Origin of the sequence: Bifidobacterium leontopitheci (assembly GCF_009193355.1) — a bacterium.
Lineage (GTDB): Bacteria > Actinomycetota > Actinomycetes > Actinomycetales > Bifidobacteriaceae > Bifidobacterium > Bifidobacterium leontopitheci.
In genome coordinates this window covers 13,467-29,116 of record NZ_WBVT01000016.1, presented here as the reverse complement: position 1 = coordinate 29,116, position 15,650 = coordinate 13,467, and the positions used below count along the sequence as shown (strand labels likewise).

The window sequence follows — 15,650 nt, the reverse complement described above, 5'->3', positions numbered from 1 at the left end:
CAGTTGCCAGCTGAGGAATCTCCGGCGTGTTGCGCGCACTATGGACAGTGGCACATTGGGCCATCCACTGTAAAGGAGAATGAAACGATGAAGAACGGCAAGCTCGCGGGCGGCGTCGCCTGCATGACCCTTGCGGCGATGATACTGGCCGGCTGCGGCGCCGGCAACGGGACGACCGGCAACGGCGGCACCGGAACGAACACCGGCGCGACCGCATCGCAGCCGCTCGACCTGTCCAAGGTCGAATACAGCGTCGAATCCACGCCGGTCGACAGCCAGCGGCAGGACGTCATGTCGTTCACCAACAACACGGGCGTCACGCTCGTCTCGGTCGAACTGCAGTACCGGCAGAAGGATGGCGTCACCGACGACCAGCGCAAGGCCGCGTTCGCCGACCTGCGCAAGGCGGTCACCATGATCGAGGACTCCGACTACGAGGAGCTCAAGGAGGAGCCGCTCAAGTGCACGAGCGAGCTGATCGTCAAGCCGGGCGCGAAGGGCGAGAACGGCCAGTGCGTGATCGGCGGCTGGAAGGCGATCGGCGACTTCACGTCGCTCATGGAACCGGACCAGATGACCGTCGCCTACCTCAAGGACAAGGACACGATCGGCATGGCCACCTACGATTTCGCCAACAAAAAGACCACGCTCAGCAAGAACGAGGCGGACGCGAACCAGTGGGGCGACGACAAGCTGACCAAGACGCTGCCTACGCCGGAACCCACGATCATCCGCGGCTCCACGAGCGACACGAGCGTCGGCTACAGCGTCTACGGGTCCACGCACGACCAGTTCTCCAGCTACGTCGAGGAGTGCAAGAAGAAGGGCTTCACGGTGGACAGCAGCAGCGACAACTCCGCTTCGATGAAGGGGGCGGACGGCTCCAGCCTGTCGGTGCTGTATTTCCCCGACAATGAGACGATGACCATCAACCTGTACGCCAAAGGCGAGTGACCCTGACAGGGCGCTGTCCCGCACACGGCACCCGCCGGACGCCTGCGTTGCAATCCTCATTTCTCAGGCGTCCGACGCATGTCGGGCGCGGTTGAATGCTACTGTACCGTAGCGTGACTGAGCACGGAGAAGAACAGCAGAAGAACGCCAAGGGCGTCGTCTCGCCAGCTGTGGCGCGCCTCATGCTGGTGGTGAACGCCGCCGTATGGGGATCGGGGTACACGATCCTCAAGCACATCCAGCAGACGGTGCCCACACAGTGGATGATGACCATGCGCATGGCCGCGGCGACCGTCATCATGGGGCTGATCTTCTGGCCGCGACTGCGCCGCACGAACCTGCGCATGTACGTCATCCCGGGATTCATCCTCGCGGTCACGTACTGGCTCGGCTACGTGTTCCAGCTGTGGGGTCTTTCGCTCACCGCCCCCGGCCGCAACGCGTTCCTCACCGACACCTACTGCGTCATGGTGCCGTTCCTCATCTGGGCGTTCACCAAACGGCATCCGACATGGCAGCAGCTCGTCGCCACCGCCGTATGCGTCGTCGGCATCGGCTTCGTCTCGCTGAGCGGCGGTGGCGGCGCCGACCTCATGCACATGAGCTTCGGCGACGCCATCACCATCGTCGGCGCGCTGTTCTACGCGCTCAACCTGGTGATTGTGGGTCTGCTCGGCCGCAGCTACGACGCTTCCGCCCTCATGTTCATGGAGTTCGCGTTCGCCTCCGTGCTGTTCCTCGATGGCGCGGGGCTGACGGAAGGATACCCGTCCGCCTCATGGCTGCGCTGGGACATCATCGCCGGGCTCGCCTATCTGGTCATCGGCTCGACCGTGATCGCGCAGCTGTTCCAGACGATCGCCGTGCAGCACCTGCCCACCGCCCAGGCGTCGATCATCCTCAGCACGGAGAGCATCTTCGGCGTGCTCGTCTCGGTGTGCTTCTTCGGCGAAGTGCTGACGGTCGGCTCCGTCACCGGTTTCGTGCTGATCTTCTGCGCGATCCTGCTCTCCGAAGTCCAGCTGCCGAGCCCGCGCACGCTGATGAGTCGTCGATCGGGTGATTTATAAGACATGTGGCGACGATGTGACCTATTGTTCCGCGTGGAATGCCGTCTTTGCCGTATCCGGCACACCGTATCGTGAGATGTGGGTGTTTCGTTTCGCCGATTTGCCGCATACGCCGCGGTGTCTGGCGGCAAGAACGTTGGAATCAAGCCGATTTCGATGTTGGGGCACTGCAAGGCTGTTCCGGCAAAACACCCACATCTTCGGGTGCGGCCATTATCAGTTCACTTGCGCGTGCACATCGTAGGAAGCATACGCCGGCGGATTGAGCAATGACACCGAAAACGCCTGCGGCTTGCCGGCGCCCGGCCAGTCGACCATGCCGGACCAGCCGTAGATGATGCCGCCCCGCTTGTCGCGCAGCACGACGATGACTTCGATCATGCTGCCCGCAGGGCGCTGGAAGCCGTCGCGTTCATGCGGCGTCACCTCGCCGGCGAACGTCGTCATCGTGCCGTCACTGCGTGCGGTCACGTCGTCGACCGCGAACGAGACCGCGCCGCGCGTGGCGGTCAGATCGATCGCGCCCGGTTGCTTCACCGCGAAATCCACGGTGGCAGGCTTGACCGTGCCGTCACCTGCCTGCGCCGTCAGCACGGCGTCCTGACCGGGGTATGCCTGCCCGATGAGGGGCTGTTCGGAAAACAGCACCTTGCCTGACTTGTCACGTCCGGTGGCGGTGACCGAGGGGAATGCGACGGTGCGGTCGGCGCTGGCGTTGTGCACGACCGCGACGAGATTGACGTAGCCCGACGAGTCTATGGACCAGCCGGACTCCTTGAGCGTCAGCGTGGTCGCGGCATTGTCGTCGCTGCCGTCGCCGGTGGTGCCGGATTCGCCGGAGTTCGTGGAACCGGAGCCGTTTGGGGTGGTTTGTGCGGAGGATTGTCCGGCCTCGTCTGCCTTGCCGCCGCCCGCCCGAAGGTTGACCCACAGCATGATGCCACCGACGATGGCGGCGACAAGCACGACCGCAATGGCCGTGACGGTGACGGCCCGTCGCCGTGCGGTCAGGCGCCTGTCGCGAGCCGATGCCGGCGAGGCGGCCGCCCGCCATGATGCCGGCCGATGATCGGCGTCATCGGGTTGTGGAATTGCCTGCATCGGGGATGGAGCCGGTTGCGGCGTATCCGGCTGGCGGCGGGGTATGCCGTCGCGCCGGTCAGACATCGCCGTGGCAGGCTTGCCGTCGAGCAGCTGCAGGAACCCGTTGACGTCCTGCGGCCTTGCGCTCGGCTCGAAGGCGCACGCGCTGCGGATCGCATCGCGCAGCGGCGCCGGCGTGACGGCGGCATCGTCAAGCAGCCGACCGTAGCGCGCATCATCCGGGTAGACGCCGGTGAGCATGAACCCCAGCAGACGGCCCAGCGAGTAGATGTCGGAGCGCATGTCGGTCGGCGCGAAGCCGAACTGCTCCGGTGCGGCGAACCCATAGGTGCCCAAGGTGGTCGTGTCACGCTCCGGTTGCCGTGCCTGCTGCCGAGATGCATCGTCGTCCGGCTGCGGAGGCCTCTGGAGCAGCCGCGCATTGCCGAAATCGATCAGGTGGGCGCCGTCGGTGGCGACGATCACGTTCTTCGGCGTGATGTCCCGGTGGATCACGCCATGCCGGTGCAGTTCGCGCACTGCCTCGCCGACCTGGCCGATCAGTGCGAGCGCGTAGCCGGGCGCAAGGCGGCAGTGCTCGGCGACAAGCTGTGCGAGCGTCGGCCCGGGAACATAATCCTGCACGACGACGAACGCGTCCGGCAGCTCGTACATGGCCTCCACCCGCGGTATTCGGCCGTTGCGGCATGCGCCGATCATGGCCCATGCCTCGCGATGGGCGGCAGGCAGCGGCATCCGCTTGCGCACGAACGGCCCGGCGCCCTCGATAGTGACCAGTTCGGTCACGCCGGCAGGTCCCGAGGCGAGGACCCGCTCCACGTGATAGGCGTCGTCGATGCCCATCGCATGCATCGTCTGTGTCTCGTTCATCATGCCCCCTGCCATGCCCCTGCGCTGTGCGGCAGCCGCTCGTGCCGTGCAGCCTTCCGGACTTCCGTTCCTCTGTCACGGTATCACCGTTTGCGCCCGCCCAGGCCGCGGCACGCGCGTCAGTCGGCGCGCAGCAGCGTCGGCTCGTCCAGCCGGTAGAGCTCGTCGTCGGTGGCGGTGCGGTCGTAGCCGTTGTTCAGACACCAGATGATGATCGCGTCACGCCGCTGCCGGCAATACAGTTCGCTGAGCCCCGCGATGCGCAGCAGCCGCTGCGTCTCGACCAGCGAACAGCCGAGACCGAACGCCAGCATGATGGCGTTGTCGCGCCCCGGCCGGCTTTTGCCGGAGAACAGGTCATACACGACCGTGGAGTTGAGTCCGGATGCCCGCACCACCTTCGCCCGTGTGAGGCCGTGGGCGTCGAGCAGCTCGTGCAGGTAATCGGGAAGCGGACGGTCGGTGATGCCTTCGCCGTCCAGATACGATTCCACGGTATTGCTGGCCAGCAGACGGTCCAGCAGCTCCTCGGTGAGGTGGTCGTCATGCGTCGACATGGATGCTCCCTTCATCGCGCGGCCGGCCGAGACGCCGGCTGTGCATGTTCCTTCCGCCATACTACCGTCGCGTGCGGCGGACACGGTGAATTCAGTCGCCGGCTGAGGCATGCCCGGTTCGTCGGTGCGACAATATCGACGTTGCGGCCGATCCGACGCGTGAACGATGGGCGGCTGCATACGGCAATATGTAAATAACGACGACATAATGCTAATTTGATTACATTATCACAACGATTTACACTGGTGGCAGTTCGGCATCAGCGTCATAGGAGGAGGGTGGGCCGATGGAGGAGCGTCGCAGGCTTGCCGTTGCGGTTGGACTGGTGGTGGCGGTCTGCGGACTCGTCGCTTCGATGATGGTGATGCGTCTGATGAACGTCGTGTCGCGTCGCGCGGATGCCGACGGCGATGCGTCTCGGCGAACGGCATAAGCGGTCGGTGCGGCGTTACGGCGCGTCAGGGCGCCGCCGGCGTCCGGCGAGCTGCGTCAGTGCCGTTTCGCAGAGCCTGAGTCGGGGAATATCAGATATGTCAGCACGCCTGCCGCGGTGCCGCTGGCCAGGGCCGCGGTGATGACGGCCAGCGCCTGCATGGCGGTGCTCAGCCGGTTGCGTGGGGGAGTGCGGCGTTCGTGCGTACGCTGTGAGGCGGACAGGACGCCGTCATGTGCGACATCCGCCGCGGCATGGGCGTCGACTTCGTTGTCATCGGTTGCCTGCTCGACCGTGGCGCCTGCTGTGGCACCCGACTGCGGCAGGGCCTCTCCGATCTTGCGTTCGACCGGATCGTCGACGAGCGTCTTGATGATCCTTGCCAGATCGCGGTCATCCCGTTTGGCGATCTCCGCGCCGAAGACGGTGCGCAGGGCGAGATACTGCAGCTTGGTCATCGGGCTTCGCCCGGTCTCCAGATTGGATACCGTCTGACGCGCCACGCCGAGCTCGTCGGCGAGCTGCTGCGTGGTCCAGCCGGCCACCTTGCGGATGGCCCCAAGATTCTCCTGGAACCGGTCGATCCACCACTGCTCCATCTCGTTCGCCGCCACCGCGCACCTCCCTTCACGCTCGCCTGTCGTGTGCCGCACATCCGTGGCGCTGTCATCGGGGCCACGATCGGTCAGCTGCCATCATACCGGCAGCATGGTCCTTTGACCCTATCAAAAGGCGTTCACACGACCTGCGCGCCGAAGGGGAACAGGGCCAGTTTCGCCATCTTGAACGACTGCAGGCCGAACGGGATGCCGATGACGGTGACGCAGTTGATCAGGCCGGCGATCACGTACCCGAGCGCCATCCACCATCCCGCCAGCACCACCCAGACGGCGTTGGCCAGACACGACGGCGCGCCGCCGCCGTATGTCACGGTCTTGCCGAACGGGGTGAGCGTCAGGCCTGCCATCTTGAACGCCTGCAGGCCGAGGGGGATGCCGACGATCGAGATGCACAGCACAAGGCCCAGCACCATCCATGCGAAGGCGATCTCCAATCCGCCGAAAACCAGCCAGATGATGTTGCCGATGAGTCTCATGCGTCGCGCTCCTTATGGTGACGGGATACGGTGTGGCTCCAATCATTATCGCAGGGCGTTTGTGAAGAACCTGCCGCGGCGTCGGGGCCGGCAAGGTAGAGCGCCTGTGGTTCGATGTGGGGAGGATATCGTCAAGGAGGCGGCCATGCGGATCAGCGACGAGGAATTCGAGCATGAGGTGGAGCGGACGATCGCCGACCTGCCGCAACGGTTCCGCGACGTGCTCGACAATGTGGGCGTCGCGGTCGCCGACGAGCCGGACGAACGCGAACGGGCGACGATGGAAAGCCGGTGCGGCGAACTGCTCGGACTGTACGAGGGCGTGCCCATCACCCGCCGGTTCACCGGGTACAGCGGGGTGCTGCCCGACGTCATCACGATCTTCAAGGGCCCGCATGAACGCGTCTGCGACACGCCGGAAGAGCTGCGTCGGCAGATCCGTAAAACAGTACTGCATGAGATCGGCCACTATTTCGGCTTCGACGACGACTATCTGCACGCCCACGGCTACTGAAACGCTCGTCACGGCACGCACGTCACCTGACGGTCACGGCAGGCTCGAACGAATCATGAAGACATGGTGACGAAACCGCACGGATACTGTGTGGGCCGCATGTCGGCCTGTGCCCGATGCGCGGCCTCTGTTAGGGTGAGTGGACATATCGGATGACATCGCAGGCGGGACCGCTGGCCATGCGACGTCGAGTACGGAAGGGAACAGCCATGCCCCAGCAGATGCAGTATGTGTGCGTGAAGTGCGGATGCCGGTCGTTCGACAGCGACCAGTTCCAGGCGACCGGCGGCAACTTCGCGAAACTGTTCGACATCCAGAACAAGAAGTTCGTCACCGTCAGCTGCCGCAACTGCGGATACACGGAACTCTACCGCGCGCAGTCCGGCACCGGCATGAACGTGCTGGACTTCCTCATCGGCGGCTGACCGAACTCTCGCCCCTCGGTGGAGGACGCTGTCTGAGCGAAGCGAAGACTGGGGGAGCGCCACCCGCCACAGAACAATTCAAATGGAGGATAGACATGGGATTTGACATGATGCACCACGCCGTCACGACCGCGGCCGTCGCCATCCCGGCTGAGGCGTTGTCGGCGTGGGACCGGTTCGTGGTGTGGTACGGCGAGCTGCCCGCCGGTGTGAAGACGGTGATTTCACTGGTGCTGGGCGCCATCGTCGCCTACATCGCCTTCAAGATCGTCATCAGGCTGATCAAGGGCATCGTCTCGGCGATCATCGCCGCCGTGCTCGCGTTCCTGTTGACGACCGTGCCCGGCAACCTGCTGCTCAACCAGGCGTACGACCGGGTGCAGGACGAGCTCTCGGGCATTACGTCGCAGCTCAAGTAAGGCGTCGCCGCGACGTCACGCCGGCGACGCCTCACAGGTAGGTGCTCCAGCCGAGCTTGACCGCGAGGATGACGCCGGCGAGCACGGCCGCGGCGCGCATGATGTTCGCCGGGATGTGCCGGGTGATCGGCGGCGCGATGTAGCTGCCGATGAAACAGCCGATGCACAGGGCGATGGCGAACGGCCAGTTCACCGAGCCGCGCACGATGAACATGACCGACGCGGTGATGTTCGCGCCGAATCCGACCACGGTCTTCAGGGCGTTGATCTCGTGGAACGAGCCGATATGGCCCAGATCCAGCATCGCCAACGCCAGCGTGCCGGCGCCCGCGCCGAAATACCCAGAGTAGACGCCCACGAAATCGATGCCAAGCCACATCCACCACGGGTCGCGGCGGATGTCGTCGCGCGGGAACGCCTGACCGGCCTCATGCGCCGCGGCCTCGCGCGCCTGCACGGAATCCGGGCCCAACGCCGCGCCGACAGCATCCCTCGCCTGCGCACGGCCGCGCGGGTTGACCGCGATGATCAGCGCGCTGAACAGGATCAGCGGCGGCACCAGATACTCGAACACCACGGCCGGCAGCTCCAACAGCAGCACGCCGCCGAGCACGCCGCCCACCACGCCGATGATGGCGTACAGGATCACGCGCGCACGATGCCCGTGCAGTTCGCGCCGCGCCGAAATGCAGCCTCCCACGCCGGTGCCGACCACGCCGACCGTGTTCGTCGTGTTCGCCAGCACCGGCGGCACGCCAAGCGCCAGCAACGCCGGGTAGGACACCAGCGACGAGGCTCCCACCGCATAGCCCACGAATCCCGCGCCGATGCCGGCGACGACCACCAGCAGCAGCGTGACCACGGAAATGCCCGCAATGCTCATATCGGTGTTCCCTTCTGTTCGATTTCCGATGCCTTCCGGCGGCTGGCGGCCTGCCGGCAAGCCCGCATGAAGCTTAACGGTTCGGCAACGGTGATGCCGTCCGGACGTTCGCCAGATGGTCACGGCCGTGCGGCAGCCGGCACGCCCCTCCATGCGCAAACACGGGCTACAATGAATCCGATGACGCGGCGGTTGCGCCGCATTCGTATGAGGGGAGCCGAACTCATGAAAATCGAACACGCTGCGACCAGCCTGCCGGCGAACGGCGGCGGACCGGTGTTTCTGCTGCTGCACGGATGGGGGTCGAACGAGCTGGACCTGCCGGGTCTGCTCGACTATTGCGCGCCCGGCGCCGACTATGCGTCGCTGCGCGCTCCGATCTCATACGGGCCCGGCTACACGTGGTTCGGCGAATGGGATTACGAGGGCGTACCGACCGGCGTGTCGCTCGACCGTCAGGCCAAGGCGGCGGCCGAAGCCATCGACACATGGGTCGCCGAGAACCTGCAGGACGAGCGGCCGGTCGTGGTCATGGGATTCTCGCAGGGTGGCCTGCTCGCCGGCGAGATGCTGCGCCTCCATCCAAGCCGTTATGCCGGCGCGGTCAGCTTCTCCGGGTTCCTCGCGCACGGTCCGCTGACGGGTGACGATGAACTGCAGCGGTTGCAGCCGCCCATGTTCTACGGCCACGGTTCGGCCGACGACGTGTTCCCCGACTCCGAAGTCGAGGCCATGAGCGCCTTCTACGAGACGCACACCACGCTCACCGAGCGGATCTACCCCGGCATGACGCACAGCATCAACATGCCGGAGATGCGCGACGTGGCGAAGTTCCTCGTGGACAACGGCTTTACTCGGCCTCGCATCTGGTGAAAGCCCCGAGAAGCGTGTTGCGACATGAGAAATCCCCGGATGCTGAATCGGAGCATCCGGGGATTTCTCGTAAGACGGACAGTCAGGCGTGCATCGCCCGGACGGTGTTGCCGTCGCGCACGTCCAGCTTGCGCACCTGCGAGGCGCGCATCGCGCTCGCGGACATGAGCAGCGCGACAAGCAGCGTCACGGCCGACACCAGCAGCGCCGTGACGGCGGACGTGAGCGGCAATGCCACCGCCGCCACGGTGGAGACGGCAACGGCCGCCATGACAAGAGCGGACACCGCGCCCAGCAGCACGCTCACGCCAAGCATCGCCCACAACGTCGCGCACACGTCGGCCGCGCCGGCAAAGGCGGCGTCGACCATTGCGGGAAGCACACGCTGGGCGAGCACGACATCATTGAAACGGCCGGCGATCAGCTTGAGATATGGGGTGAACGGCTGCAGCGACAGCCATGTGGCGGCGGCGGTGACGGGAGACACGGTGTGAGATACGGTGGCGGTGGTGATGGCGTTGCGAGCAGTGCCGTCGGTCATGATTCCTTCTTCCGGTTGGGCAGTCCCAGTGGCTGCCGACACCCGGAACATGGCGGGGAGGGGAATCAATCGGATATGAAAAAACGGCGGCGGCCGCAGGCATGTGGAATCATGCCATGCGGCCGCCGCCGAATCCGTCACGATGACGGTGCGTGCATCATCCCAGATCCTTCAGGGTGAGCGGAATCGTCTCGGTCAACGGGTCGCCTTCGGACCTGGCGTCCGACGGGTAGGTGAGCGTCACGCTGAGGATACGGCCTGTTGCACCGTCACTGTCGTCGATGACGATCTCGCGTTTGTACACGATCTTGCCTCCGCTCGAGTAGCTCAGATACACGCTCTGCCCATGGACCTCGGCGAGTGCGACGCTCGCGTCGGCGTCAAGGTTCTCCTTGAGGAAGTCCAGTTCCTCCTGCGGGGAGCGGAACGAAATATTGTAATAGGCGAACGCGTCGATGGTGACCGTGCCGTCCGGTGACGTGAACGAGCGGCCATGGTCTCCGATATCCGGCTCCGGCCCCCACGTGTAGCCTCTGGGGATGTCCACGCTGTACTGGTAGGTGCTGTTGAAGTATGTATCCGGGGAGCCGGACTTACTGGATTTGCCTTGTTTGTCGTCGCCCTTTGCGTTCTTATCCGACTTGCCGCCGGCGTCGGACTTGGACTTGCCATCCGACTTGCCGGAGACGGTCGTCTCCGTGAACTGGCTGAAGTCGACCGGATTCTCGACCAGATAGTAGACGTTGCCGGCGTTTGGAGCCTTGTCGAACCGCTTCATATGCGGTCCCGGCGCGTACGGGTCGTCCTGTATGGCGCTGTCGCCGGATTCCTTGTACGCCTTGACGTCCTTGTATGCCTCGTTGTCTCGGCGGATCAGATACGGCCGGTCGGCATCCGGCTGGTACGTGGAGCTGCCGGAGAAGTATCCGTCGGTCTCAAGCTGCTTGAGGTCGGCGCCCACCGGCATCACCACGAACAGCTCCTTGGCCTTGTAGACGAGCGATTCGCGGCTGTCCCGATCATGGATCGTCACGTCCGCATCCCTCCACGGTTTGCTGGAATCGACTTCGCGAGGTACGTCATTCTCGCAATAAGCATATGGGTTGTCGCCCGAGAACACCGACGTGCCGCAGTTAGGCAGGCCCATGCCGGCGTACAGTTCCATCGCGCCGGTCGTGCCGGAGATGAGGAAGTCCTTGAGCAGCGGCTTGCCGTCCTTGTCCACCGGCTCGCAGCCGCTTGCATCCTGCGAATAATCGCACAGCGTGAGCTCGTCCCACGTGCTGTCCGGCTCCTTGCCGTCGACGATGAGCCCGGTCGGCTTGGCGTCGGAGCTGCCGACGCTCAGCGTGATGCAGTCGCCGTCGTCCGTGCAGTATTCTCCGGCCAGTGCTCCGGTGTTCGTCATCGCCATCGTGTTGTCCATCGACTCGCCGACCACGTTGTACCGTTCGCTCGCGTCCACGCCGTAATACAGGGTCGCCTTGTCGGTGTCGGTCATCACGCCGATGCCGGGGTCGGCGCGCACGATCTTGCCGAGGTTCTTGCGGCTGGAGAACAGCGGCTTCAGCGTGACCGTGAAACCGCGCGACTCCAGTTCGTCCTTCGCCTTGTCCTTGTCCATGCCGGCGATCTCCACCGGGATGCCGTCGCCGTCCACGCCGACGCCGATGTGGATGCCATCGGACGGGTCGTTGAGCGGCTGGCCGTCGGCCGGTACGGTGACCGACACCTTGCCCGGATGGTCGGCGACCACCTCATGCTCGACGACCTTGACGCCCATCGTCTTGAGCCGTGCTTCGGCCTTCTCCGGCGTCATGCCGACCGTGCCTTCGGGCACACCAGGTCCGCGTGATTCGACGACGGTGATCTGCGAGCCGCGGTCGAGCCGGTCGCCTGACTTCGCGCCTTCCATACGCATGTACGTGCCTTTGCGAGTGGCCGAGAAGACCTGCTTGCGCTTGACGACGAACCCCTTGCCTTCCAGCTGCTTGGCCACGTCGTCGGCCTTGCCCGAGCTGATGGCCGGCACCGTGCGCGGTCCGATCAGCTCCAGCTTCCACACGGCGATGCCGCCGCCGCAGACGAGCGCGAGCGCCAGTATGGCGGCGATCAGGATGATGACGGCTCGGCGCCGCTTGCGGGACAGCGAGACGGCTGCCGCGGCGGGGCCTCCGTCGTCGGGTTGTGACGGCGTCGGCGTGACCGGTATCGGCATGGTCGGAATCGATCGGGAGGAGGGGTCGGCATGGCCGGCTGCGGGCGTCGGCGGCGCTGGGATTGGCGGCAGGGAAATGCCGGCGGTCTGCGGCGAGGCGGTGGGGACGGTGAGCCGGGACCCGCAGTTGACGCAGAAACGGTCATCGGCGTTGCATAGTGCGCCGCAGTTCGGACAAGTCAGCATGACGACCCCTCATTATTGTGTGAATGATAGGAAAGTGTCTAGGCTGATGTCATCATAGCATGATGCACCGTTCACGATTTGACGGCCTTGGCAAATCGTGAACGCCAAACGCACATTATCGCACAGATCATGTGCGATAGCATTCCGCAGGAACGGCTTCATGCCGACGTTCTTCACGGCAAAGCGAACATAAGGGCCGTTCACGATTTGACGGGGCCGCCAAATCGTGAACGGTGACGGGCCGCGCTACCGCTTCGGCGGCAGCGGAATCGACGGCATGGACTGCCCGCCCGCCGCCGGCATCGGCCCGGGTGCCGGCGCGGCCTGACCTTGGACGGGGATGCCGGGTGTCTGCGGCATGAACGGCGAAGGCTGCGCCGCCGGTGACTGCCATGTGGCCACAGGCTGGGTCGCCGGTGCGGCCTGCCAGTCGGCCTGCGGTGCGGGAGCCGCGGCCGCGTAGGACGGCTGCCCGCCAAAAGCGGCAGGTGCCTGCTGGCCTGCGGCCAGCGCGTTCAACGTCTTGCGGCGCAGCTGGCCGCGGCGCACCAGCGAGACGATCGAGCCGGCGACCATGAGCAGCGTGCCGGCGACCATGATCATCAGGCCGTAGGAGAGCCCGTGCTGGATTATCGAGCCGATGTCGCCGGCATCGGCCTTGCTGATCAGCGAAGACAGCCGGTTGTCCGCATACCACGTGAACCCGGCGAATACGCCGATCCACAGGGTCATGATGATGGAGAAAACCAGTGTCGGGATGTGCAGCCGCAGCAGCGTGAACAGCAGGATGACGGCGAGCAGCGCCATGAACACCCAGAACGGCACGGTGAAACGGCCGGTCATCGTCATGCGGATCGACGTGTTGTCCTGTACAAGGTCGACGAACGCCTTGTCGTCGCTGGACAGATTCGACATCGCGGTCTTGATCAGGTCGGCCGGCCCGCTGATGGTCCATGCCGGCAGGAACACGCCGACCGCCGTGGCCACGATGCCGACCAGCGTGATGATCGAGCCGATGGTGAACCGGTGCTTCCACTGACGCTCGACGTCCTTGGCGGATTTCGGCGGCGTTGCGGGGGATTGGGGTCCGGCGTACGCCTGCGTCGCCGGATTCGACGACATGGATGGATAGGTCATGGTAACGGTTCCTTCCGTGAACGGTCGTCGGCTATGCCGTCGACGACGATTGGCTCAAGCATATGACGGAATGGTTTCCGACGTTCGATGGCGTCTATACGGTGATCAACGCATTGTACGGTTTCGCGGTATCGTTGATGATATGACGGCGGCTCGTTGCGCGGCGGCGCAATCCGGACGCGCACCAATACACGGAGAAAGTGCCGTGAGAAAAAGGAGACGGCGATGACGTTGCTGACGGCGTTCCTGCTGATACTGGCCGCGCAGAGCATCGTGCGCGTCAACCGGGTGAACATCCAGCATTGGCTGGCTTCGAGCCGCATTGGCCGATGGCATTTCGACCATGACATGATGACCGAGGCGAACGCCGCCGGCGTGGACTGGGAGCTGGCTGACATCTCGATGGCTGCCAGGCACATCAGTGCCAGAATCATGTTCGACACCACGTACCGTGTCGTGCTGCTCATCGCCGGGTCGTATCTGCTGACGTGGGCGTGGCCGGGCCTGGTCTGGCAGTGGACGTGGCTCGCCGGCCTGATGATCGCGTTCCTGCCGATGCTCGACCGGATCGCGATGCGAAACAGCGGCAATGGCGCGGCGAAAGTCCCCATGACGAGAGCGGAGGCATTGACGGCCATCATCGGCGACCTGCTGGCCGCAGGCATACTGACCGCGACATTGGCCTTCGGCTGCACGGCCCCGCAGCAGATCCGGGCATGGGCCGCAGCCGCCGGGCCTTCCGCATCATCAATGCTCGCCGGAATCCCGTCATGGCTGTGGACATGCCTCTGCGCCGTGGTATTCATCGCCGGCCTATGGACCGCCTACGGCGTCACCCGGTTCGCTGGCCGTCTGTCACGCATGTTCTCCTCGCCGCGGTTCGAACTGCGCGCCGACGAGGACACCATGCTGTACCTGCGCTCCTTTCAGGACGACAGGCAGTCCATCCAGACGCCGGTCGCGGAATTCGACAGCAACACGAACCTGCGCAGCCTCCTCTGGCCGCGCATCTCATTCGAGGAGATGATCGCGAATTGCTCTGCGGCCAACACCCGCGGACTCATCACCGTCGGCCGTCCCGGAGAACGGTTGCCCCGAGCAGGCGCGGTACGCGGCTACTATGCGCAGGACGACTGGCGTGAAGGCGTACGGCTCACCGCCTTCCGCGTCAGAGGCATCATCTTCACGCTGGGCGCTACGGTCTCCTTGCATTGGGAGATCGAGCATCTGAAACAATGGGGCCTGCTGAGAAAATGTCTGTTCCTCATCCCGCCCATCGATGACGGCATCGAACAGCGGCTATGGCCCGCATTCGACGCGCTCGGCGTCAACAAGGACGAATACCGCAAAGCCGCCACCATCCCGGTGCCCACCATGGTCGGCTTCCGCGTCAACGACGACGGCTCGGTCCACTGGCTGCTCGGCTTCGGCCACGACTGGACCACGTACCTGTACGCCATCGCATGCTTCAACGCCCAACTGGATTGGCTGCAGGGACTCGCCGGCGACCAAGCCTCCGGCCGTATCGCAGCAGACCCGAACCCGGTGCAGACCGTCAGCCGCGACGAAATCGAACAGGCCTTCCATGAAGGCGCGGCGATGCGTCCCGGCAGACCGGGCGCGACCGTACGCAAAACCATCAAGTCGGCACGCCGCGCACTGGCCTTGGAGCAGATCGGCGAATGGGATGACGCGGTGGCCGAATACACGCGGCTCATCCACGCGTTCGACACCGCACATGGCAACGAGCCGGCCCCTGGAAACACCATCTACCGCGACCCCGACGACGCGCAATCCATGGCCTACCTGCTGTACCGTCGGCTCGCATCCGAATGCCATGCCTCGCCACAATCGCAACAGGACCTCCTCATCCTCGCAGACCGTGTGATTCGCCAGCTCGACGCTGCGCCGACCTTCGCGTGGCCCACCCCGTTCGAGTCGCGCCGCACCGCCGCTTTGGAAGCCGACGTCCACGGCTGGGTGGCCGTATACGCCGAAACCCGGCTCGGCAACCGCGCCATGCAGATCACGGCCCGCACCCGTCAGGTCGAAGCGGCACGCCGCGCCCACGACCGCCGTCTCGTCGTGGACGCCGAATTCAACCTGTACGATGCGCTCGACGATGAGCGACGCAAGACGGCGGTGGCGCAATCCATACTCGAATCCGCGCTCAGCATGGGCGACGTGCGGCTCGAAGGCAAGGCCAGATGGGCGCTCGGCTCGGCGCTCGCCGGCGCGGGCGCCGAACGGCCGCAATGGGAGCCGCAGTTCCGGCGGGCGGCTGTATGCCTGGAGCGTTGCGGCGAACACGCCGATGCCCAGCGCGTGATGCTTGATCTTGAGCGGATCCTGAACGCGGGCCGCTGAGT

General features: G+C 64.9%; 15 protein-coding genes. 7 read left to right on the top strand and 8 right to left on the bottom strand.

Features of this window, described 5'->3' with window-relative positions; all coding sequences use genetic code 11:
- Nucleotides 1–87: 87 nt before the first annotated feature.
- Together F7D09_RS06190 and F7D09_RS06185 are read left to right on the top strand one after the other, a co-directional pair.
- The gene (locus F7D09_RS06190) at nucleotides 88–954 is read left to right on the top strand and encodes a DUF6591 domain-containing protein (protein WP_152234538.1); all 867 of its coding nucleotides are present in this window, start codon (nucleotides 88–90) and stop codon (nucleotides 952–954) included.
- A gap of 113 nt (nucleotides 955–1,067) precedes the next feature.
- Nucleotides 1,068–2,024 carry a DMT family transporter gene (locus F7D09_RS06185; protein ID WP_226836012.1) on the top strand — a complete coding sequence of 319 codons (957 nt, stop codon included), beginning with the start codon at nucleotides 1,068–1,070 and terminating at the stop codon, nucleotides 2,022–2,024.
- Nucleotides 2,025–2,240: 216 nt separating this feature from the next.
- Here F7D09_RS06185 and F7D09_RS06180 read toward each other — a convergent pair whose 3' ends face one another.
- The 4 genes from F7D09_RS06180 to F7D09_RS06165 form a co-directional block, all read right to left on the bottom strand.
- Entirely contained in the window at nucleotides 2,241–4,001 is a 1,761-nt protein-coding gene (locus F7D09_RS06180) for a protein kinase domain-containing protein (RefSeq protein WP_226836010.1), read from the bottom strand.
- Nucleotides 4,002–4,117: 116 nt separating this feature from the next.
- The gene (locus F7D09_RS06175) at nucleotides 4,118–4,555 is read right to left on the bottom strand and encodes a helix-turn-helix domain-containing protein (RefSeq protein WP_152234536.1); all 438 of its coding nucleotides are present in this window, start codon (nucleotides 4,553–4,555) and stop codon (nucleotides 4,118–4,120) included.
- A 490-nt stretch (nucleotides 4,556–5,045) separates the two neighbouring features.
- On the bottom strand, nucleotides 5,046–5,603 hold the full coding sequence (locus F7D09_RS06170; RefSeq protein WP_152234535.1) for a helix-turn-helix transcriptional regulator: 558 nt from the start codon (nucleotides 5,601–5,603) through the stop codon (nucleotides 5,046–5,048).
- Between the two features lie 122 nt (nucleotides 5,604–5,725).
- Complete coding sequence (locus F7D09_RS06165) at nucleotides 5,726–6,085, bottom strand: YccF domain-containing protein (RefSeq protein WP_152234534.1); 360 nt, start codon at nucleotides 6,083–6,085, stop codon at nucleotides 5,726–5,728.
- 145 nt (nucleotides 6,086–6,230) lie between these two features.
- Here F7D09_RS06165 and F7D09_RS06160 point away from each other — a divergent pair, with 145 nt between their 5' ends.
- From F7D09_RS06160 to F7D09_RS06150, 3 genes are all read left to right on the top strand, one after another.
- The gene (locus F7D09_RS06160; protein ID WP_152234565.1) at nucleotides 6,231–6,599 is read left to right on the top strand and encodes a metallopeptidase family protein; all 369 of its coding nucleotides are present in this window, start codon (nucleotides 6,231–6,233) and stop codon (nucleotides 6,597–6,599) included.
- 209 nt (nucleotides 6,600–6,808) lie between these two features.
- The gene (locus F7D09_RS06155; RefSeq protein ID WP_152234533.1) at nucleotides 6,809–7,024 is read left to right on the top strand and encodes a zinc ribbon domain-containing protein; all 216 of its coding nucleotides are present in this window, start codon (nucleotides 6,809–6,811) and stop codon (nucleotides 7,022–7,024) included.
- A gap of 95 nt (nucleotides 7,025–7,119) precedes the next feature.
- Nucleotides 7,120–7,443 carry a hypothetical protein gene (locus F7D09_RS06150; RefSeq protein WP_152234532.1) on the top strand — a complete coding sequence of 108 codons (324 nt, stop codon included), beginning with the start codon at nucleotides 7,120–7,122 and terminating at the stop codon, nucleotides 7,441–7,443.
- Nucleotides 7,444–7,474: 31 nt separating this feature from the next.
- On the opposite strand, the gene F7D09_RS06145 is transcribed toward F7D09_RS06150, so the two are convergent.
- The gene (locus F7D09_RS06145; RefSeq protein ID WP_152234531.1) at nucleotides 7,475–8,326 is read right to left on the bottom strand and encodes a sulfite exporter TauE/SafE family protein; all 852 of its coding nucleotides are present in this window, start codon (nucleotides 8,324–8,326) and stop codon (nucleotides 7,475–7,477) included.
- Nucleotides 8,327–8,551: 225 nt separating this feature from the next.
- Between F7D09_RS06145 and F7D09_RS06140 the strand changes: the two genes are divergently transcribed.
- Nucleotides 8,552–9,199: an alpha/beta hydrolase gene (locus tag F7D09_RS06140; protein WP_152234530.1), complete on the top strand. Its 648-nt coding sequence runs from the start codon at nucleotides 8,552–8,554 to the stop codon at nucleotides 9,197–9,199.
- A gap of 82 nt (nucleotides 9,200–9,281) precedes the next feature.
- Here F7D09_RS06140 and F7D09_RS06135 read toward each other — a convergent pair whose 3' ends face one another.
- The 3 genes from F7D09_RS06135 to F7D09_RS06120 form a co-directional block, all read right to left on the bottom strand.
- Nucleotides 9,282–9,740, bottom strand: a complete 459-nt coding sequence (locus F7D09_RS06135; RefSeq protein WP_152234529.1) for a hypothetical protein — start codon at nucleotides 9,738–9,740, stop codon at nucleotides 9,282–9,284.
- Nucleotides 9,741–9,897: 157 nt separating this feature from the next.
- Nucleotides 9,898–12,144, bottom strand: a complete 2,247-nt coding sequence (locus F7D09_RS06125) for a serine/threonine protein kinase (RefSeq protein ID WP_152234528.1) — start codon at nucleotides 12,142–12,144, stop codon at nucleotides 9,898–9,900.
- Between the two features lie 246 nt (nucleotides 12,145–12,390).
- Complete coding sequence (locus F7D09_RS06120; protein ID WP_152234527.1) at nucleotides 12,391–13,281, bottom strand: hypothetical protein; 891 nt, start codon at nucleotides 13,279–13,281, stop codon at nucleotides 12,391–12,393.
- Nucleotides 13,282–13,506: 225 nt separating this feature from the next.
- On the opposite strand from F7D09_RS06120, the gene F7D09_RS06115 reads away from it, so the two are divergent.
- Nucleotides 13,507–15,648, top strand: a complete 2,142-nt coding sequence (locus F7D09_RS06115) for a hypothetical protein (protein WP_152234526.1) — start codon at nucleotides 13,507–13,509, stop codon at nucleotides 15,646–15,648.
- Nucleotides 15,649–15,650 lie beyond the last annotated feature (2 nt).

Coding starts and splice junctions, on each gene's coding strand:
- F7D09_RS06190 (WP_152234538.1), top strand. CDS start 88: ATGAAGAACGGCAAGCTCGCGGGCGGCGTCGCCTGCATGACCCTTGCG.
- F7D09_RS06180 (WP_226836010.1), bottom strand. CDS start 4,001: ATGATGAACGAGACACAGACGATGCATGCGATGGGCATCGACGACGCC.
- F7D09_RS06175 (WP_152234536.1), bottom strand. CDS start 4,555: ATGTCGACGCATGACGACCACCTCACCGAGGAGCTGCTGGACCGTCTG.
- F7D09_RS06165 (WP_152234534.1), bottom strand. CDS start 6,085: ATGAGACTCATCGGCAACATCATCTGGCTGGTTTTCGGCGGATTGGAG.
- F7D09_RS06160 (WP_152234565.1), top strand. CDS start 6,231: ATGCGGATCAGCGACGAGGAATTCGAGCATGAGGTGGAGCGGACGATC.
- F7D09_RS06155 (WP_152234533.1), top strand. CDS start 6,809: ATGCCCCAGCAGATGCAGTATGTGTGCGTGAAGTGCGGATGCCGGTCG.
- F7D09_RS06150 (WP_152234532.1), top strand. CDS start 7,120: ATGGGATTTGACATGATGCACCACGCCGTCACGACCGCGGCCGTCGCC.
- F7D09_RS06145 (WP_152234531.1), bottom strand. CDS start 8,326: ATGAGCATTGCGGGCATTTCCGTGGTCACGCTGCTGCTGGTGGTCGTC.
- F7D09_RS06140 (WP_152234530.1), top strand. CDS start 8,552: ATGAAAATCGAACACGCTGCGACCAGCCTGCCGGCGAACGGCGGCGGA.
- F7D09_RS06135 (WP_152234529.1), bottom strand. CDS start 9,740: ATGACCGACGGCACTGCTCGCAACGCCATCACCACCGCCACCGTATCT.
- F7D09_RS06125 (WP_152234528.1), bottom strand. CDS start 12,144: ATGCTGACTTGTCCGAACTGCGGCGCACTATGCAACGCCGATGACCGT.
- F7D09_RS06120 (WP_152234527.1), bottom strand. CDS start 13,281: ATGACCTATCCATCCATGTCGTCGAATCCGGCGACGCAGGCGTACGCC.
- F7D09_RS06115 (WP_152234526.1), top strand. CDS start 13,507: ATGACGTTGCTGACGGCGTTCCTGCTGATACTGGCCGCGCAGAGCATC.